The organism is Mucilaginibacter sp. AK015, from assembly GCF_014200785.1.
Classification (GTDB): Bacteria; Bacteroidota; Bacteroidia; order Sphingobacteriales; family Sphingobacteriaceae; genus Mucilaginibacter.
On record NZ_JACHCV010000001.1, the window covers coordinates 1,166,365 to 1,184,822 of the forward strand.

Below are 18,458 nucleotides of genomic sequence, written 5' to 3' on the forward strand. Positions count from 1 at the left end.
TATTTGCACAGGCGAAACCCCTCCCTCCACTACAAGGCCAGCACAACCCTCCCGAGGAGGGAATTATTTAGATACTAAGAGAAAAGGATGAGTGATGAGTGAAGCCGCTCCTTCGATATTTCGAAGGGCGGCTTTTTACTTAATTAATTGCTAAGCGCCGCCATCGTTACTTAAGTTAATAAGCTTTTTACCACGTATCACCATTTTCATACGCTGGCGCCTCAATGATATTTTTACATGCAGGTTCTCATTTTTGCGGATATTGGTCTGGTAGGCCTTGATAATATCCTTATACGACAACACCCCTATTACCTTACCATCGCCCCCGGCAGATAAAATAGGAAGTACCTCGGCATTGTTTTTCGACATGATCTCTACCGCCTGGTGTAGTGTATCGGTGCTTTTTATCACCGGGCCCGGGCCGGGTTTTACCAGGTCGTTCAAACTCGTGGCAGTGTTGGCATCGGCATTATACAAATCAGTGATCTTTAAGGTACCGCCGTAATTTTTTTCTTCATCTATCAATACAAAATAGTTGTTATCTACCTTGTTTTTATTCAACCAGCTTTTCACCTCAGTAATGGTATTTTCGGCGCTCAGTACGATGGCATTATCATCTATTACATCGGCTACGTACATTTTCTGCAGAATATCCGGCTCAAACGAGTCGGGGGTCGCGATCCCGCGACGGGCGATCTTTTCTGTCATGATGGTGTTCTCCATCAAAAAGAACGACACGATATATGCCGCTGTACAGGCACCCAGCAAGGGCAACAGCGCGTGCGATTGCATGGTTGCCTCGAGCGCGAAGACGATACTGGTAATAAACGCCCTTGACGCACCCGCAAACATAGCCGACATGCCTATTAAGGCCGCCATCGGCAGTGTGATACCGGCTTCAGGAAAGTATTTGATAATGATAGCACCGATAATTGACCCCGAGGCGCCGCCAATAGTTAACAATGGTGCAAGCGTACCGCCGGATGTTCCGCTGCCCAGGGCAATGGCCCACGATAAAAATTTGAACAGGCACAGGCTGATTATAAGTGTTAGTGGCCAGGTACCTGATAAAATGCCGGTGATATTATCATACCCTACACCCAGGGTATGAGGCGAAAAATAGCCTATAACACCAACCGCCAGGCCGCCAATGGCCGGCCACCACATCCAGTGTATCGGGAATTCTTCAAATACATCCTCAATAAAGTAAACAATTTTGGTGATGCTCAATGATAGAAGACCGATCAAAAGGCCGATAAAGCTGTATATACCTAACGCCAGGTTTGATGGTATGGCCATCTCCGGCATTGGGAATACCGGCCCCGATTCGAACAGCAAATGGTGCCCTGCCGCGCCCGTAATACAGGCCAGCGCCACCGGCAATATTGATTTTGGTGAAAACTCAAACAATAAAAGCTCTATCGCCAGAAACACAGCAGCAATGGGGGTGCCGAATATGGCCGACATGCCTGCTGTTGCCCCTGCTGCCAAAATAATTTTTCGCTCGTTGGCGGTAACTTTAAATAATTGCCCCAGGGTTGAGCCCAAAGCCCCGCCGGTGGCAATAATAGGCCCTTCAGCGCCAAAGGGCCCGCCCGTTCCGATGGCAATTGCTGATGATACCGGCTTTAAAAAGGTTATAGAAGGCTTGATATTACTCTCGTTAACCAATATCTGCTCCATAGCCTCTGGTATGCCATGGCCACGTATGGCCTTTGAACCGTATAGCGCCATGAAGCCAACAATAATACCGCCGATGGCAGGTATGGCAATAACCCATAAACCCAGGCCGTTGGCCGCCGGACTATGGAAAGCTACGCTTAGGCTACCATAAAAAGATATATTAGTTACCAGGTTGATAAGCGATACCAGCACTTTAGCAATAAAGCTTATTGCCACCGCAACAACTACCGCGTACACAGATATACGTAAAAGCCGTGCTTTCAAAAAGGTTGATTTGTTGACAGGGTCTATAGCGTTATCAAGTTGGTTTAATAGAGGCGAAATGGGAATGCCGTTTTTTAGATTACTTTTTTTCATAAATTAATGCACATACTGTAAGCCATAGTTATTTACGATAAATAACAACTTAATCAGACAATTTTATTGTTTTAACAATGTATTTACAAATATATAAGTAAATTTATAATTTAAAACATTGCTAAAGCAATATATGATTAAGATTAGTTAGCCGTGCCGTGTATTTCCAATAAAATGCCGGCGCTAACCGTTTAATATTAAAGAATTTTAAACCTGCAGACATGAATGTTATTAACAAAGTTGAGACCTGGGGCGACAAACATCACCCTGCCATCCTGGATATACTGCGCATTTTACTGGGGATATTCCTGTTTTTAAAGGGGCTCACCTTTATGCAGAATATCAATTATTTACGTTGGATCATTGAAGACCAGCAGGTTATAAACCTTTCACCGGTGTTTTTAAAGGCTGTTATGTATTACGTAATTTTTGTACACATGACAGGCGGCGTGTTGATTGCGCTGGGATTGCTTACCCGTTTATCATCACTTTTACAATTACCTATAGTCATATCGGCTTTATTCGTCATCAACATATTCAAATCTGAACCGAACAATGATCTATGGTTATCTATTTTTGCCTGTGCGCTGCTTATAATTTTTGCCGTCATAGGCTCGGGGCCACTATCGCTAAACAACCTTCTGACTTCAAAAGACGAAAATAACGCCGCACAGTAACCCCCTCCGGCTAAATATCACCTGCTTTTAGTGATATTGCAACCGCAATCTTAATGTTAAATGAAAGAAAGTAAAGATGTATGCAATTTAAATAATTGCTTTTTATGCACTAACAGTGTCAAAGATTGGTTACCCGCTATCGGCGCCCATAAAACAAACTTCATAGTAAAAAAGGGCGAGAGTATTTTTAAGGAAGGCGATCCCGTTAAGGGTGTTTACTTTGTTTATACAGGCAAAGTAAAAGTACACAAACGCTGGAACAACGATAAGGAGCTTATTATTCGTTTTGCTAAACCGGGCGATATATTGGGGCATATGGGCCTGGGTAATAACCCGGTTTATCCGGTAGCCACAACAGCTTTAGAACAAACCACACTGTGCTATATCGACCTCTCCTTTTTTGAATCAACACTTAATGTAAATCATAAGTTCACTTACGCCTTAATGAAGTTTTTTGCGGATGAGCTGCAAAAATCAGAAAAACGCATGCGTAACCTGGTACACATGCCCGTTAAAGAACGCATTGCGCTTGCTATGCTCAACCTCAAAAATCTGTTCGGCACCGATGCAGCCGGCGCGATAAACATCGAGCTAACCCGGCAGGATCTGTCCAGCTACGCGGCGGTATCATACGAAACCTGGTTTAAGGTAACGCAGGATTTCATCCAGGACGGGCTGATAGCGGTAAACGGCAAAAGCATCGTACTTTTAAATGAACCGGCGCTTCAAAACCTGGTGGACAACGCCAACGAAGGATTTGAATAGGCAACTAAGCCCTTACTACCACTAACAACGGGGTGCCCTGCCGCGCCAACCGCGCATTGGATAGGCATAAGCGGTGTCTATACAGCAGCAAACACCTGGCTTGTCGCAAACAGGTAACGTTAGCACAAATTGCTGCTCGTGCTGTCATAAAAATTTCGGCAGATCAAGTTTAAAGCAGATGCGGGGCACGTGGGATTTTAAGGGCGATGAGATGATCAAAATTATCTAAATTAGCATCAAACATTTATCGTTATGAAAACAGATTACGGAACGCTATCGCAAACTATAAACGGTCTTAAAGCAGAGGGCTACACGCTCGATTTTAATGTTCAAAAAGATTGTCTTATCTGCCATAACACGAATACCCAGCTATCTCCGGATGAATTTGAAATAGACGGTGTTTTCCGTTTTGAAGGAGAATCCGACCCGGACGACGAAGCTGTGCTTTACGCAATATCTTCTACTAAAAGCGATGCAAAAGGGGTACTGGTAAACGGTTACGGGGTTTCAAACGACGACGCATCGGCCGCGCTGGTACAGAAACTGAACAGGCATTTGTAATACTCCTATTTACGTCATTGTTCGCAGGTGTTCATTTTCGGAGCACGTGAACACCGTGAACAAACATGAACACCTGATAATCAAGTACTTGAATTATAATAATCTGCAAGTAATTGATAATCAATTAGTTGATAAAATACCCTTTTAGGCGGCTGTAAAGAGTATTTTAAGGGCCTTCCGATACTCAATAATCACCAAAAATCCAACAATGCTGCGGCTTTTTATCTAATTATTATTCGTTCTAAATTGCTAAAAATGTGCAATTTATATAAGTAAACGTTTATAGAGTACTTAAACTTGCACTATGGATAATTTTATGGCCGCGCGGTCGCAAATGGCGTTGTCCCTGGGCTTCCACATCATATTTTCATGCATAGGTATGGTAATGCCCTTTTTTATGGCAGTATCACATTTTTTATGGTTACGCACCGGTAACCCGGTGTACCGCAATGTAACCAAAGCCTGGAGCAAGGGCGTGGCCATCTTCTTCGCAACTGGTGCTGTATCAGGCACGGTACTATCTTTTGAGCTGGGCCTGCTTTGGCCAACCTTTATGAAACACGCCGGGCCCATATTTGGCATGCCCTTTTCATTAGAGGGAACGGCCTTTTTTATTGAAGCTATTGCGCTCGGCTTTTTCCTTTACGGGTGGAGCAGGTTTAACCGATGGTTTCATTGGTTTACAGGCATTGTGGTGGGCATAAGCGGGCTGTTATCAGGCGTACTGGTGGTAGCTGCCAATGCCTGGATGAACACCCCTGCCGGTTTTGATGTGGTAAATGGCAAATACATTAACATTGACCCTATCAAGGCGATGTTTAACCCAGCCTGGTTCTCGCAGGCGTTGCACATGTCTATAGCTGCATTTGCGGCTACCGGTTTCGCTGTGGCGGGCGTGCATGCGCTCATGATCATGCGGAAACAAAATGTAGGCTTTCATGCAAAAGCGTTTAAGATAGCCGCAATTTTTGGGGTTACAGCCAGTATATTACAGCCCCTTAGCGGCGATGTATCGGCAAAAATGGTGGCCAAAACACAACCCGCCAAGCTTGCCGCAATGGAAGCTCATTTTATTACCAGGCCCAACACCCCGCTTATTATTGGCGGTGTGCCCGATGTAAAGAATAAAAAAGTTGATTACGCTATTGAACTGCCCGGCTTATTAAGCTTTATGGTGCACGATGATTTTAAAACACCGGTAACCGGCCTTGATAAGATCCCTGAAAAAAACCAGCCGCCTGTGGCCGTCACCCATTATGCTTTTCAATTAATGGTGGCACTGGGTATGCTGATGATGGCCTTAGGGCTGCTGTACCTGGTAGCCCTGTTAAAAAAACGCTCCTGGTTCGACAAGCGCTGGTTCCTGAAACTATTTATAGCGGCTACTCCTGTTGGTTTTATTGCCGTTGAGGCCGGTTGGACGGTTACCGAGGTTGGCCGCCAGCCCTGGATAATACAGGGAGTTATGCGTACTGCCGACGCCGTTACCCCTATGCCGGGGGTGGCTTACTCTTTTTACCTGTTTACGGCTGTGTACTTTACCTTAAGTATAGTAGTCATATTTTTGCTGTACAGGCAAATAAAAATGGTACCGGTAATTTACGACAAGGATACACCTATACCTGTAAGCGCATGATATACGTGGTCATTATTTTTTTGTGGGTAGCCCTGCTGTTGTACCTGGTTATGGGCGGCGCCGATTTTGGGGCGGGTATTATTGAAATGTTTACATCAAACAAGAACAAATCACGCACGCGCAAAATCATGTATAACGCCATTGGCCCTATCTGGGAGGCCAATCATATGTGGCTTATCATTGCCATTGTAATACTGTTTGTGGGTTTCCCGGTGATATATGCAACCATGTCTACATACCTGCATATCCCATTAGTAATCATGCTGATGGGCATCATCGCGCGCGGTACGGCCCTCACCTTCCGCAATTATGATGCAGTGCACGATAATATGCAGAAGGTTTATAATAAGATATTTGTGTATTCCAGTTTTATCACACCGTTATTCCTCGGCATTATAGCCGGCAGCACCGTATCAGGCCGGGTTGATCCGCTGGCAACCAATTTTATGGACGCGTATATTTACAGCTGGCTAAACTGGTTCTCGGTGGCTATTGGTTTCTTTACGGTGGCGCTGTGCGGTTTTCTGGCAGCCATTTACCTTATTGGCGAAACCGAAGACGAAGATGAACGAAAGCGATTCATCCGCAAAGCAAAATTGATGAACATTGCCGCGGTAGTTGCCGGCGCGGTTGTTTTTGTCGCTTCGGTTAAAGAGGGCATTCCGTTAGTGCAATGGGTTTTTGGCAGCATCATAGGCGTAGTTGCAGTAAGCGCGGCCACTATTTCGCTGATAGCGCTTTGGTATTTGATAGCGAATGGCAAACGCTTTATTATCCGTGTGCTGGCAGGCTTTCAGGTTACCATGATACTGATAACCACCACCTATAAGCATTACCCAAACATCATTATTCTAAAAAACGGCGGGCATTTATCGCTCATCCAACACCAGGGCGCCGAAAAAGCCATCCAAATGTTGGGGGCGGCATTGCTTATAGGCAGTGTTTTTATATTACCGGCCTTGTTTTACCTGGTATGGAGCTTTCAGTACAAACCCGAAAAAACAGGGCATGAGGGCGGTGATGAGCAATAGATCGACCAAAAGGAAGACAAAAACTTTAACCATCCCGAGACCGAAGGCCAGGTGCTCATCAACAGCGCCTCAAATTTCCGTGGGGCCCGGCAACCAATGGTCAAATCCGTATAATTAAGCCGATACTAACTGCATCCGGCATGCAAATGCAAGGTTACTGATATCGTTAAAGTATACACCTGCCAGTTCGTCCCAACTCAAGTGCTTACAGTATTGTAACCCGTTGGCCGCAAAGCTGGCGCTAAGCTGCCGGTTATGTAATAATAATTCTATCTTTTCTACGTATTCATCAGCATTGTATGGGCTGCATTTAAAGCCGTTAACACCCTGGTCAATAAAATCTTTTGAGCCACCCCCATCGGCAATCACACATGGCAGGCCAGACGCCATGGCCTCTATTACCACATTGCCGTACGTTTCGGACACCGACGGAAACAGGAAAACATCCGCTGAAGCATAAAGTACCGATAAATATTCATGATCGATATCGTTGGTAAAGACAGCATTGGGCATTTTAACTTCACATGCCTGTCGGGCCGTACCATTACCAACTATCAAAAGATTTACAGGCGTTTTAAGGGCTTGCAGCTTATTGTATATATTAAAAAGGGTTTCCAGGTTCTTTTCCCATACCAGGCGGCTGGCAAATATTACGGTTGGATTTTTGTTCCCCACCAGTTTTTGTATCCGCCTCTTATCTTTTTTATATGGCGAGAATAAAGCGGTGTCTACGCCCCGCTTCCATATTTTCATGCTATCAGGATAAATACCCATTTCCGTCAGTTCATTCCTGATGCTTTCAGATGGTACGTAAACTTTATCGCAACGGTTATAAAAGCTTTTATGAGCTTTGGTTAGCTGCTGCTTAATATGCTTGATAAGCAACGGAGCCCGCTTAAAATAATAATCTACATACGATATAAAGTGAGTGTGATATATGCTGATAACCGGTAAACCGGCGCGACAAGCATAATCTAACCCGAATGACCCTAAAAAAGAAGGGGTGGCAATGTGAACCACATCAGGATTAAATGCCTGTAACTTTTTTATTAACCTGCCTTTTGCCAATAAGGGTATGGCAATCGAATAATTTGTGTTTACAGGTAAGGATAGCGCGGGTATCTGAAAGCTCCTGAAATTTAATATGCTTTCGGGCCCCTCGCCATAAATAAACAGGTAATCGAACCGGGCGGCATCGATACGGTGTATAAGCTGATACATAGTGCGCACTGCACCATCAAAATCCACGGTGAGTATATCAGCGAAAAACGCCACCTTGATCTTTTTAATACCCTTCTTGGCCGGCTCCGAGAGATAGCGCGATACATTAAGATATGGCATGGGTTGTTTTTCTCCCGCGCTTAAATCCGGGCTTACTATTCTTTTTTAAATTGCCGTTAGTTTTTACCGGTACGCGCGAAGCGGCTAATATCACCAATGCAGCTATCAGCAGCATGGCAATGTCAAGTGATGAATATCCCATTTCCATATTTTTTATATTATTATATACAGTAAAAGTGCTGCCAGTGTTTTACTGGAATGTCAAGCGTGGGTTATCGTTAAAACAACGTTATGGTATTTTAATGTTAAATGCCGGGGATAGCAGCACCCATCCAATTGCAAATAAATTGCCTTTAAAACAGCTTGTTATGCGCAAGTGGCAAAAAATGAAATGATTTTTGTATTTACGGCTACATTTTTACATATTTGCAACCTCGAAAATAACAACTATTTTCAGCGCCTATAGCTCAGTTGGTTAGAGTAGAAGACTCATAATCTTTTGGTCCCTGGTTCGAGCCCAGGTGGGCGCACTGAGTAGACAATCTCTACACCTACAAACCCCTTAAATCGCTGATTTAAGGGGTTTTTTCATTAATTATACCCTTACCAACCCTTTGTAAAGCCAAGGTTCTCGTTACCTATCCGACTACCTGTTTTTAATTTTTAACTTAGGTAACACAAACCGCTTCAATGAATTGAAATACAGTTTATTACGCGTTAAAAGTTGATTATTTTAGTCAATTTATATTGTGTTTGTGTTACCTGTTGTGTTACCTAATGGAGGTTCCGCTGAAATTGACCACCTGATTCCGATTTAAAGTGACCACCCATTCCGGATTCAAAGTGAGCAGGGTATTCCGGATCAAACTGACCACCCCGTTTTTGTAACTACGCTTTAGATACTGCTTGTGCTGTTTAGAAGCGTGATATGGCGACCCGATGAAAAAGTTAATCGGGAGCCTGATCGCGTAAGGGAAATGGTCCTGTAAAGCCGCTATTAAAGCGATGGACGATGATTACCGAAAGAGATATGCGGTAACTACCCAGGTGTTTCAAGCTTCTAAGAAAAAGCATGAGCGCCACCAGACCAATTGGGAAAAGGTAAATAAGCTATCTTTGTTTTATGCTGCTAAAGCATCTGCTGCATTTCTTTGCCAGCAAAATAGGTGGTCAGTTTGCCACGGAATAGGGTGTAACATATCTCCGAAACACCCACTTTAGCGCAGGAAAACCCCGCACGGTTTCAATTAGAATTAAGCGATTTTATGAATATATACCAATTTTAAAGCGATGGAGGATAAGATCTTTTTACTGGTGAAAGTCACCATTAAAACCGCGCATACGAGCATTCACGATGCAATACAGGAACTGCAAACCAAAACGGTTTTGCAGGTAAGCAGTACGCCGAACGTGGAAGTATTACAAACAAAAATTATTGAACTGAACACTAAAAAATAACATCATGGCACATCAAATAAATTTCAATCAGAAAACAGGCAAAAACAGCTTTATGAGTGTTAAGGAAAAAGCCTGGCACGGGTTAGGGCAAATCATAGACCGTTACCCAACTAGTAGCGAAGCCATACAGCACGCAGGTTTAGATTATATTGTAGAAAAACGCCCTTTGTTTACTTATGATACCGAAAACCATTTAGGCGATCCCGACAACGATATTATTATTCCCGAAATAGAGGTTCCTAATTTTTTTGCTACGGTTCGGGCCGATACCGAACAGGTTTTAGGGGTTGTCGGTAACGATTATGAAGTGGTACAAAACCGTGATGCGTTTTCGTTCTTTGATGCGATCGTAGGCGGTGGCGATGGTATTTTATACGAAACGGCGGGGGCATTGGGTAACGGCGAGCGGGTTTTTATAACTGCTAAATTGCCTGATTATATTCGGGTAGGTGTAAAGGACTGGATAGAACAGTATTTGTTTTTAACCACTACTCACGATGGTTTAGGAAGCATTACCGCAGCTTTTACGCCTGTTAGGATAGTTTGCAACAATACGCTAAACGCAGCGATGAATAATCATTCAGGGGCGATTAAAATCCGTCATACCGCCTCTGCTACCGAACGGCTAAAACAGGCACATACTTTAATGGGCATTAGTAAATCTTTAGGCGGCGAAATGGAGGGCTTATTTAATCAATGGGCTAAAGTACGTATCACAGATGCCGAGGTGAAAAAATTGATACAGATTGCAATGGCACCTAACAAAGAGGTTTTGGAAAACTTAGCCGGGGGCAAATTAGACCTGCTATCTACACACTACACTAACATTGTAGATAATGTTTATGAATATGCTTTAGGAAGTCAGACCCAGCAAATGGAAACGACCGCAGGAACTGTTTTTGGTGCATATAACAGCGTTACGGGTTATTTCCAAAATGTGCGCGGTTTTAAAAGTGATGAAGCCAAATTTAAATCCATCATGGACGGTACAGCGAAACAACGGGCACAAACCGCCTTTAATCTGTGTCGGGATTTTGCGACACAGGGAAGCGAAGCATTGATTTATAATTAATTGTTAGGGGGAGCAATCCCCCTTGTTTCTAAAATTGCCCGGCGGCGGGCTATCGCCCGCCCGAAGAACGCCCCCTGTTTTCATAGTGTTAAATGATTTTCGGTGAAAACAGGGTGCGCCTTGATTTACCATAAACCGACCTGAAATATCATTCATTTATTTTCCATCAAAAATTGTAGATTGCCACCCTTAATGGCAGGCATCCTTGCTTGCCTTGTGATAAGGTTTAGGTTGAAAGTCCCTTGCAGCGAGTGTTAAGGGACTTTTGTTATAAACCGCATTTTTTGATGAATCATTCAAACTTAGGCTCCAAGTTTTTCAAATAATTGCGAACATAGTGTTTGCAGGAGGCTGAGAAGGGGCTCTAACAAAAAGCGCTGGTATTCTTGAATGTCTTTATTACCATGAACCATATTGTTTCTGACTGCATATATGATTTTTAGGATTGCCATTATTTTAACGTCTGAAGATTCGGATTTTAACCCGAGAAGCAGTTCTTTATCTCGTTCTGATTTAGAATTTCCAGCCCGGTCAAGCACGATGTTAAAATAACCTTCTTCAATGATCCATATTAAAGAATGAATATCTTTTTCATTACCCCATTCCAAAAATTGGTTGTAAATATTTTCTTCCCCTAAATACTGTGCTACAAGATCAGTTGCTTTATGATTGTCATCGTCTTTAGCCCTTAATTTAACATTTTGCTTTGCAAGTGAAGCCGGGACTTCATTATACAGCATGTTATATCCGGTATAGGTTGTCGAATATTTATCATACAATCCGCTAATCGTATCGACATTATAACCGTCCGCTTTCTGGCGATGGTTGTTATATTTCTGTATTAACTCCTCAGTCATCGTTCGATTTACTACTGCTTAATCTTTTCCAGTTGTTGTAAGTTATTTAGCGCTACCTTTTGTGTCTTACCATTGGAAAAGTTAGTGAACAAAAACGCCGAGCCATCGAAGCCATCCTGAAACGAGCCAGTAAATCCTTCGCCTGTTTCGATCATTAGATAAATCAGATCACCAAACTGGAGGTGCAATTTTTGAAAATATATTTGGTCTATATACATGATTGAAGATACTAAACAATATGTTGTATAACGGTTTAAAAGAAAAAGGAAAAAAAGAAAGCATAATAAATTACCCGCAATAAGGCAAATGGAAACGGAATAAGTCCCGTAGGGCGAGCGCGCCGCGCTAAGAAGGCGGCTCGTTATGCCGTAGTCTTTTGCGGATATATGAATTCTACGAATTGCGGGTAAAGCTTTGCTGTACTTTTTTTGTTTTAACCTGACCACACTTCTCTTGGTGTTCTATGCCCCTTAACAGGTTTAACATAAATTAACATTTCTATGAAGTTTAATTTTGTAATAATTGACCTGTAAATCATATGTTTGTATCAAATGAAGTATGTAGGAATCATATTCAGCGTTTACATGACCTTACTGGCAGTGTTGCCATGCAGGGACAGTGACGACTTTGGGGATATGGTGAAATCTTATACTACTTTTACTAAAAGCCATTCAGGTGACGAAAAAGCAGGCAAAGAAACCTGCACGCCGTTCTGCACCTGTTCCTGCTGTTCTACTGTTCGGACGCTAACACCCTACCATCACGTGGGGAGCGTTTTCATACAAGAAGTTAAAAAAACTTTCGGTGAGCCGACAGTTCCGGCGCTTCTTGAACAATCCATTTCTATCTGGCAGCCGCCTCAGATCGGTTAATACATTCGCTTCAATTTTGTTCGTGATGGGATAGCGTCTGCGCTATGCCACAAGCACGTTTACGTATTAACCATAAATCCATGTTTGATAAGATCATTGCGTTCTCGATCAGCAATAAGCTGGTCGTAGGGGCATTTATAATATTATTAGTAGCGGCCGGTATTTTTTCGCTTACACGCCTGCCAATTGATGCACAGCCTGACATTACCAATAACCAGGTTCAAATTATTACCCAGGCACCTACTTTGGGCGCTCAGGAAGTGGAGCAATATATTACCGCGCCGATAGAACTGGCGATTGCCAACGTGCCTAAAGTAATTGAAAAACGGTCAATTTCCCGTTCCGGACTGTCGGTGATAACGGTAGTATTTGAGGACAATGCAGATATCTATTGGGCGAGGCAGCAGATCAGCGAAGGTTTAAAGGAAGCTGAAAGTCAGATTCCCAAAGACACCGGCGAACCTATGTTGGCACCTATCACGACCGGCCTCGGGGAGATCTACCAGTATGTCATACATACAAAACCCGGCTATGAAAACAAATATTCCGCTACAGACCTGCGTACCATGCAGGATTGGATCGTCCGCAGACAACTGGCCGGAACCCCTGGAATTGCCGAAATCAGCGGTTGGGGCGGCTATGTGAAGCAATACGAGATCGCTATTGACAACGAAAGGCTGAACAGCCTTAATATTACGATCAGCGATATTTATACTGCACTTGAAAAGAATAACCAAAACACAGGTGGATCGTACATTGAACAGCGAAGTAACGCCTATTTTATCAGGGGGCTGGGTCAGGTTAAAACACTGGATGATATTGAACATATCGTGGTTAAGAACCGTGAAGATGCACCTGTGGTTATCGGTGATATTGCCAAGGTGCAATATGGCAGTGCTAACCGCTATGGCGCAGTTACCCGTAACGGACAAGGCGAAGTCGTTGCCGGTGTCGCCCTGATGCTAAAAGGTGAGAATTTCAGTGATGTTATCGAGCGCGTTAAGGAACGCATGGCCCAGGTACAAAAGTCATTGCCCGAGGGTGTGGTCATTGAGCCGTTCATTGACCGTACGGAACTTGTTGGCAGGGCTATGGGTACGGTAGAACGGAACCTTATAGAAGGCGGCCTTATCGTCGTTTTTGTATTGGTCCTGCTGTTGGGTAACTGGCGTGCAGGTTTAGTAGTTGCTTCCGTTATTCCCCTGGCCATGCTGTTCGCCGTAACGCTGATGTATCTCTTTGGGGTATCCGGAAATTTGATGAGCCTGGGTGCAATTGACTTTGGACTGATCGTGGATGGGGCGGTTATTATTGTCGAAGCCATCGTTCACCGGATCACAGAAAGCAACCGCTTCGCAGGCAAAGAAACACTTGATCAATCTGAAATGGATGGCGAAGTTTACGAAGCAGCATCCAAGATCAGGGACAGCGCCGCTTTTGGCGAGATCATCATCCTTATCGTTTATCTGCCGCTTTTCGCACTGGTAGGTATCGAAGGAAAGATGTTCCGGCCAATGGCAGAAACGGTAGCTTTCGCCATCCTGGGTGCTTTTATCCTTTCGCTGACCTATGTGCCTATGGCAAGTGCCTTATTTTTAAGTAAGAAAACCCACCATAAGCGGAATATTTCTGACCGGCTGGTTGATGCCATGCACCGCATTTATACGCCGGCGTTAAACGCCGTGCTGAAGGCTAAAAAGTTTACCGTTTTTTTGTCTGTCGTTTTATTAGCCATCGCCCTGTGGGCTTTTGCTAAAATGGGCGGTGAGTTCATCCCGACTTTAGAAGAAGGTGATCTGACGGTTGAAATTGCCATGATGCAAGGCACCTCACTATCGCAGGTAGTGCAGACCTTTGGAAAAGCAGAGAAGCTCTTAAAGCAGAAGTTCCCGGAGATCAAGCAGGCAGTAACCCGTATAGGAAGCGCGGAAGTGCCTACAGACCCGATGCCGTTCGAGCGTGGTGATATGATGCTATCTATGAAACCGAAAGATGAATGGACTTCTGCCGGTGATCGCGCTGAAATAATGGAGAAGATCGAAGAAACACTAAAAGATATTCCCGGCATTAATGTAGAAGTTACCCAACCTATGCAGATGCGATTCAATGAGCTGATGACAGGTATACGGCAGGATGTTGCCATTAAAATTTTTGGCGATGATCTGGACGTATTGGCTTCCCAGGCGTATCAAACTGCAAAACTGATCAGCGGCGTTAAGGGGGTAAGTGAACCAATGGTAGAAAAGGTAAGCGGCTTGCCCCAGGTAGCGGTTGTTTATGACCGCCATAAGATCGCCCAATATGGTTTGAACATTGAAGATGTCAACACGGCGTTAAGTACCGCTTTTGCCGGTCGGGTGGCTGGTGCGGTGTTCGAGGGTGAGAAACGTTTTGAGATCGTTTTGCGCCTAAGCCGTGAACTGCGTTCCGATATAGTGAACATCGAAAACCTTTATATCCCGCTTCCAAGCGGCAGCAAGGTTCCGTTAAGCCAGGTGGCATCGATCAGAACCGAGGATGCACCCTCACAGATCAGCCGTGAGGATGGTAAACGCCGGATCTACGTTGGCTTTAACGTCCGCGGCCGTGATGTGGAAAGTACGGTTAAGGAGATACAGGAGCTCTTAAATCAAAAATTAAAAATGCCTGCCGGTTATTACACGACCTATGGCGGACAGTTCCAAAATTTGCAGGAAGCCAAAGGCCGTTTAGCTATAGCTGTGCCGGTAGCACTGCTGCTGATCCTCGTGTTGCTGTATTTTACCTTCCGTTCCGTTAGAGAGACCCTCCTGATCTTTTCTGCCGTACCGCTATCAGCAATTGGTGGTGTTGCTGCCTTGTACTTACGAGGAATGCCTTTTAGTATCAGCGCAGGCGTCGGTTTTATCGCCCTTTTTGGTGTTGCCGTTTTGAACGGGATCGTTCTGATCGGTTATTTCAACCAGCTTCAAGCTGAAGGCATTACCGATATCATCGAGCGTGTAAAGAAAGGAACGCAGGTCAGGTTAAGGCCCGTGTTGATGACGGCCTCTGTAGCTTCGTTAGGTTTCCTGCCGATGGCTATATCGTCTACCGCTGGTGCCGAAGTGCAAAGGCCCTTGGCAACGGTTGTGATCGGCGGGCTAATATCAGCGACCTTGCTTACCTTACTGGTTCTTCCGGTGCTTTATATTCTTTTTACCAAAAATCATCCGCCAAAAACAGACAAGACAATGCCATTATCACCCAAGATCGGAGCTATCTTATTGTTTCTTACAGGCAGCTTAATTGCTTCGTCGGTCAACGCGCAGAGTGATAAACCGCTTACCTTATCAGAGAGCATTGAGACCGCAATCCGAAATAATCCGCAATTGCGCAGAGCAACGCTGGAGATCGGTCAGAACCGAACTTTACAAGGTACGGCATTCGACCCCGCCAAAACCGACATCACCCTTACACAAGACCCTACATCCGGTGGGAATATCGATAATAGTTTGGGGATCACCCAAAGCTTTGCTTTTCCGACCGTTTACAGCGCTCAGGCAAAAGTACTCAAAGCACAGACCGCATTGAGCGAACGCTCAAAAGCTATTACCGAAAACGAAGTCGTCAAACAGGTCACAGCAGCCTATTACGAGGTTCAATATGCGCAGAATAAGTTACGGCAGCTTACCAGCCAGGATAGCTTATATAAACGCTTTTCAGAGCGGGCGGCTTTGCGCTATAAAACAGGTGAAACCTCCTACCTTGAACAGCTTTCGGCTACGAACGCTTACAAAGAGATCAGCGTTTCCAGGCGACAGGCGGAAGCGGATGTACTGATCGGCAGGCAGGAATTACAGCAGTTATTGAGCATTAACTATTTGCCTGCAATAACTGATGGGCCTTTAGAAAAGCTTTCTTTTATTGCTGCCGATAGTATTGTGACCAGCAATCACCCACAAGTAGCTTATTATGAACAACGAAATGCTTTAGCTGATGCACAACTGAAAGCGGAAAAAAGCCGTTATTTCCCTGACCTGACCATTGGTTATCGCCAACAACTTTTAGTCGGCGCGTTTAATCCTGCCAATATCAGCCGCAACTATTTTCCCGGCACCAGGGTTGGTGGTTTTGAAGTCGGTGTTTCGGTGCCATTATTTTTCGGTGCTCAAAAGAGCAGGGTTAAAGCCGCCCAGGTGGGACAGCAGATCGCTCAGGCTGAACAGCAGAACGCCAGCCTTTTACTCAACAAGCAATATAATCAGGCACTGCAGCAACTCGCTAAATATGAGGCGGCAGTCCGCTATTACGACGAAGGTGGTTTAAAGCAGGCAGCCGAGCAAATACGGATCGCCCAGTTTGCTTATAGCAAGGGTGAGATCGGCTATGTCGAATTTATTCAGAATATGACACAGGCCATGAACATCCGCCTGTCCTATCTTTCAGCACTTCGTGATTACAACCAGGCGGTTATTGAACTTACTTACCTCACTACAACATCGAAATCAAAATGAGACTATTCCGTTTAAAAAAATATAAAACAGCGTTCGCGCTGACACTTGTCGCAACTATCATTTTGGCGTCCTGCACACAGCAACCCAAGACAGAAGAAAAAGAAGCAGCGGAGAAGGAAAAACCTAAAAACAAAACTGTCGGTATAACCATTTCTCGAAGCCAGTTGGATGCCGTTGGTATTCAATTAGGCTATTTGGAGCAAAAGAATTTAAAGTCGGTCGTTAAGGCCAGCGGCCAGTTGGAGGTGCCACCACAGAATAAAGCAGAAGTTACCTTGCTGATGGGCGGCGTTGTCAATCAGGTGTTCGTTCTGGAAGGACAGCATGTCAACAAAGGTCAAAAATTGGCTGCTATAGAAAATAACCAACTGATCCAATTACAGCAGGATTATATGGCTGCACAAAGCAGTCTGATGTATGCTACCAAAGAATATGAACGGCAAAAAGAACTGAATGAGGCAAACGCCGGTACGGGAAAGGTGTATCAGCAATCACAAAGCGCGTTACAGACCGAACAAGCTAAGGTAGCTGCATTAAGCCGTCAGCTTCGGCAGGTAGGCGTAAGTCCTGAGAGTGCATCACATGGCCGTTTTATCACACAGATTCCGGTATACGCGCCGATCAGCGGTACTATCGGGAAGATCGTTATTCAGACCGGCTCTTATGCCGAACCTGCAAGACCGCTGATGAACATCATTGATAACTCAAAAGTGCATTGCGATTTGGTCGTGTATGAAAAAGACCTGTTTAAGGTTAAGGCTGGTCAGCATGTTTATTTCACCTTGACCAACCAGAATAACAGGGAGATCACAGGAAAGATCTACGGGGTGAACCAATCTTTCGAAAATGAAAGCAAGGCGATCATCGCCCATGCAGTGATCGAACAGGCTGCCAAAAGTAATCTTATCCAGGGAATGTATGTCTCCGCCTTAATTGACGTTGGCCAGCAATTGGCGACTGCCGTTCCAACTGAAGCCGTCATAAAAACCGGTGGTAAGGAATATATCTATTACTTAGTCAAGGTAATGGAGAAAGATAAAGACGAAACCGCAAAGGATAAAGACGATAAGCCAAAGCCGGGAAGAAAGTATGTGTTTGAAAAAGCAGAGGTCGTGACGGGCGTAACGGACCTGGGCTATACCGAAGTCAGGCTGGTGACGTCGCTGCCAAAAGATGTGAAGATCGTAACAAAGGGTGCCTTTTATATCCTTTCATCAGAAAGCGCCACAGGGGAAGACGAAGAATAGAATTGAACTTAAAAACGCAGGCAATTAGTCTGCACGAAGGAAAAGATCATGGAAACGATTGTAATTGCAGATGATGTCATATTGAAGGATTTAGTAAACGAGAAAACACGCCGGAAGGCTTTCGGCCAGTTGCTCGCTAAATATCAGCAGCAGATTTACTTCTTTATCCGTCACCAGGGCCTGGATCACGAGGATACTGACGAGGTCACACAGGACGTATTTCTGACGATCTATAGAAACGTTAGTGCATTAAAACTATTGGATGAACTCGACTGGATCATCTACGGGTTCGCAGCGGAAGCCTGTAAGAAGTATTTTAAATTGAAGCCCCTGGAAGAATGGCTCCCAACAATGACCGCTCACCTGAAACAAAAAGGTTTCAGTTTTAAGAACATCGCATTCAGGCTCGAATTACCGCTAAAAGAGGTCAAGTACGCTTATCATACGTTCCTGTCGAAACAAACAGCGGTGCAAAACGCTTAACTA

16 protein-coding genes and 1 tRNA gene are annotated in these 18,458 nt (G+C 44.4%); 12 read left to right on the top strand and 5 right to left on the bottom strand.

Annotation, left to right across the window (positions count from 1 at the left end; all coding sequences use genetic code 11):
* Positions 1-150: 150 nt before the first annotated feature.
* Entirely contained in the window at positions 151-2,040 is a 1,890-nt protein-coding gene (locus HDC91_RS05075) for a chloride channel protein (protein ID WP_183548990.1), read from the bottom strand.
* A gap of 221 nt (positions 2,041-2,261) precedes the next feature.
* Here HDC91_RS05075 and HDC91_RS05080 point away from each other — a divergent pair, with 221 nt between their 5' ends.
* The 5 genes from HDC91_RS05080 (at position 2,262) to HDC91_RS05100 (ending at position 6,710) form a co-directional block, all read left to right on the top strand.
* Positions 2,262-2,717 carry a DoxX family protein gene (locus HDC91_RS05080; protein WP_183548991.1) on the top strand — a complete coding sequence of 152 codons (456 nt, stop codon included), beginning with the start codon at positions 2,262-2,264 and terminating at the stop codon, positions 2,715-2,717.
* 60 nt (positions 2,718-2,777) lie between these two features.
* Positions 2,778-3,482 carry a Crp/Fnr family transcriptional regulator gene (locus HDC91_RS05085; RefSeq protein WP_183548992.1) on the top strand — a complete coding sequence of 235 codons (705 nt, stop codon included), beginning with the start codon at positions 2,778-2,780 and terminating at the stop codon, positions 3,480-3,482.
* A 252-nt stretch (positions 3,483-3,734) separates the two neighbouring features.
* Positions 3,735-4,043 (top strand): phosphoribosylpyrophosphate synthetase, encoded by a 309-nt coding sequence (locus HDC91_RS05090; RefSeq protein ID WP_183548994.1) that lies wholly within the window; start codon positions 3,735-3,737, stop codon positions 4,041-4,043.
* A 304-nt stretch (positions 4,044-4,347) separates the two neighbouring features.
* Positions 4,348-5,679, top strand: a complete 1,332-nt coding sequence (locus HDC91_RS05095) for a cytochrome ubiquinol oxidase subunit I (protein WP_183548996.1) — start codon at positions 4,348-4,350, stop codon at positions 5,677-5,679.
* The gene (locus HDC91_RS05100) at positions 5,676-6,710 is read left to right on the top strand and encodes a cytochrome d ubiquinol oxidase subunit II (RefSeq protein WP_183548998.1); all 1,035 of its coding nucleotides are present in this window, start codon (positions 5,676-5,678) and stop codon (positions 6,708-6,710) included. Before HDC91_RS05095 ends, HDC91_RS05100 begins: the two co-directional genes overlap by 4 nt.
* A gap of 114 nt (positions 6,711-6,824) precedes the next feature.
* On the opposite strand, the gene HDC91_RS05105 is transcribed toward HDC91_RS05100, so the two are convergent.
* Both HDC91_RS05105 and HDC91_RS05110 read right to left on the bottom strand, forming a co-directional pair.
* On the bottom strand, positions 6,825-8,051 hold the full coding sequence (locus HDC91_RS05105) for a glycosyltransferase family 1 protein (RefSeq protein WP_183549000.1): 1,227 nt from the start codon (positions 8,049-8,051) through the stop codon (positions 6,825-6,827).
* Positions 8,038-8,193 (bottom strand): hypothetical protein, encoded by a 156-nt coding sequence (locus tag HDC91_RS05110; protein ID WP_183549003.1) that lies wholly within the window; start codon positions 8,191-8,193, stop codon positions 8,038-8,040. Before HDC91_RS05110 ends, HDC91_RS05105 begins: the two co-directional genes overlap by 14 nt.
* A 254-nt stretch (positions 8,194-8,447) precedes the next feature.
* Here HDC91_RS05110 and HDC91_RS05115 point away from each other — a divergent pair.
* From HDC91_RS05115 to HDC91_RS05125, 3 genes are all read left to right on the top strand, one after another.
* A tRNA-Ile gene (locus tag HDC91_RS05115) sits at positions 8,448-8,521 on the top strand.
* A 760-nt stretch (positions 8,522-9,281) separates the two neighbouring features.
* Positions 9,282-9,449: a hypothetical protein gene (locus HDC91_RS05120; RefSeq protein WP_166583813.1), complete on the top strand. Its 168-nt coding sequence runs from the start codon at positions 9,282-9,284 to the stop codon at positions 9,447-9,449.
* Positions 9,450-9,453: 4 nt separating this feature from the next.
* The gene (locus HDC91_RS05125; protein ID WP_157526446.1) at positions 9,454-10,521 is read left to right on the top strand and encodes a DUF932 domain-containing protein; all 1,068 of its coding nucleotides are present in this window, start codon (positions 9,454-9,456) and stop codon (positions 10,519-10,521) included.
* A 302-nt stretch (positions 10,522-10,823) separates the two neighbouring features.
* Here the strand turns inward: HDC91_RS05125 and HDC91_RS05130 are convergent, their stop codons facing one another.
* Positions 10,824-11,378, bottom strand: coding sequence for a hypothetical protein (locus HDC91_RS05130; RefSeq protein ID WP_157526444.1), 555 nt, complete (start codon positions 11,376-11,378; stop codon positions 10,824-10,826).
* Positions 11,379-11,389: 11 nt separating this feature from the next.
* The gene (locus HDC91_RS05135) at positions 11,390-11,533 is read right to left on the bottom strand and encodes a hypothetical protein (protein WP_157526442.1); all 144 of its coding nucleotides are present in this window, start codon (positions 11,531-11,533) and stop codon (positions 11,390-11,392) included.
* Between the two features lie 396 nt (positions 11,534-11,929).
* Between HDC91_RS05135 and HDC91_RS20150 the strand changes: the two genes are divergently transcribed.
* The 4 genes from HDC91_RS20150 to HDC91_RS05150 all read left to right on the top strand — a co-directional run bounded on the left by HDC91_RS20150 (position 11,930) and on the right by HDC91_RS05150 (position 18,455).
* Positions 11,930-12,250 carry a DUF6660 family protein gene (locus tag HDC91_RS20150; RefSeq protein WP_157526440.1) on the top strand — a complete coding sequence of 107 codons (321 nt, stop codon included), beginning with the start codon at positions 11,930-11,932 and terminating at the stop codon, positions 12,248-12,250.
* 44 nt (positions 12,251-12,294) lie between these two features.
* Positions 12,295-16,725: a CusA/CzcA family heavy metal efflux RND transporter gene (locus HDC91_RS05140; protein WP_317168547.1), complete on the top strand. Its 4,431-nt coding sequence runs from the start codon at positions 12,295-12,297 to the stop codon at positions 16,723-16,725.
* Complete coding sequence (locus tag HDC91_RS05145) at positions 16,722-17,972, top strand: efflux RND transporter periplasmic adaptor subunit (RefSeq protein ID WP_157526436.1); 1,251 nt, start codon at positions 16,722-16,724, stop codon at positions 17,970-17,972. Before HDC91_RS05140 ends, HDC91_RS05145 begins: the two co-directional genes overlap by 4 nt.
* Positions 17,973-18,053: 81 nt before the next feature.
* Positions 18,054-18,455, top strand: a complete 402-nt coding sequence (locus tag HDC91_RS05150; protein WP_183549005.1) for an RNA polymerase sigma factor — start codon at positions 18,054-18,056, stop codon at positions 18,453-18,455.
* Positions 18,456-18,458: the final 3 nt, after the last annotated feature.

What these genes read in the sequence shown, in the direction of transcription:
- HDC91_RS05085 (WP_183548992.1), top strand. Translation starts at nt 2,778, where the DNA reads ATGAAAGAAAGTAAAGATGTATGCAATTTAAATAATTGCTTTTTATGC.
- HDC91_RS05130 (WP_157526444.1), bottom strand. Translation starts at nt 11,378, where the DNA reads ATGACTGAGGAGTTAATACAGAAATATAACAACCATCGCCAGAAAGCG.
- HDC91_RS05110 (WP_183549003.1), bottom strand. Translation starts at nt 8,193, where the DNA reads ATGGGATATTCATCACTTGACATTGCCATGCTGCTGATAGCTGCATTG.
- HDC91_RS05145 (WP_157526436.1), top strand. Translation starts at nt 16,722, where the DNA reads ATGAGACTATTCCGTTTAAAAAAATATAAAACAGCGTTCGCGCTGACA.
- HDC91_RS05075 (WP_183548990.1), bottom strand. Translation starts at nt 2,040, where the DNA reads ATGAAAAAAAGTAATCTAAAAAACGGCATTCCCATTTCGCCTCTATTA.
- HDC91_RS05140 (WP_317168547.1), top strand. Translation starts at nt 12,295, where the DNA reads ATGCCACAAGCACGTTTACGTATTAACCATAAATCCATGTTTGATAAG.
- HDC91_RS05100 (WP_183548998.1), top strand. Translation starts at nt 5,676, where the DNA reads ATGATATACGTGGTCATTATTTTTTTGTGGGTAGCCCTGCTGTTGTAC.
- HDC91_RS20150 (WP_157526440.1), top strand. Translation starts at nt 11,930, where the DNA reads ATGAAGTATGTAGGAATCATATTCAGCGTTTACATGACCTTACTGGCA.
- HDC91_RS05095 (WP_183548996.1), top strand. Translation starts at nt 4,348, where the DNA reads ATGGATAATTTTATGGCCGCGCGGTCGCAAATGGCGTTGTCCCTGGGC.
- HDC91_RS05090 (WP_183548994.1), top strand. Translation starts at nt 3,735, where the DNA reads ATGAAAACAGATTACGGAACGCTATCGCAAACTATAAACGGTCTTAAA.
- HDC91_RS05135 (WP_157526442.1), bottom strand. Translation starts at nt 11,533, where the DNA reads ATGATCGAAACAGGCGAAGGATTTACTGGCTCGTTTCAGGATGGCTTC.
- HDC91_RS05125 (WP_157526446.1), top strand. Translation starts at nt 9,454, where the DNA reads ATGGCACATCAAATAAATTTCAATCAGAAAACAGGCAAAAACAGCTTT.
- HDC91_RS05105 (WP_183549000.1), bottom strand. Translation starts at nt 8,051, where the DNA reads ATGCCATATCTTAATGTATCGCGCTATCTCTCGGAGCCGGCCAAGAAG.
- HDC91_RS05080 (WP_183548991.1), top strand. Translation starts at nt 2,262, where the DNA reads ATGAATGTTATTAACAAAGTTGAGACCTGGGGCGACAAACATCACCCT.
- HDC91_RS05120 (WP_166583813.1), top strand. Translation starts at nt 9,282, where the DNA reads ATGGAGGATAAGATCTTTTTACTGGTGAAAGTCACCATTAAAACCGCG.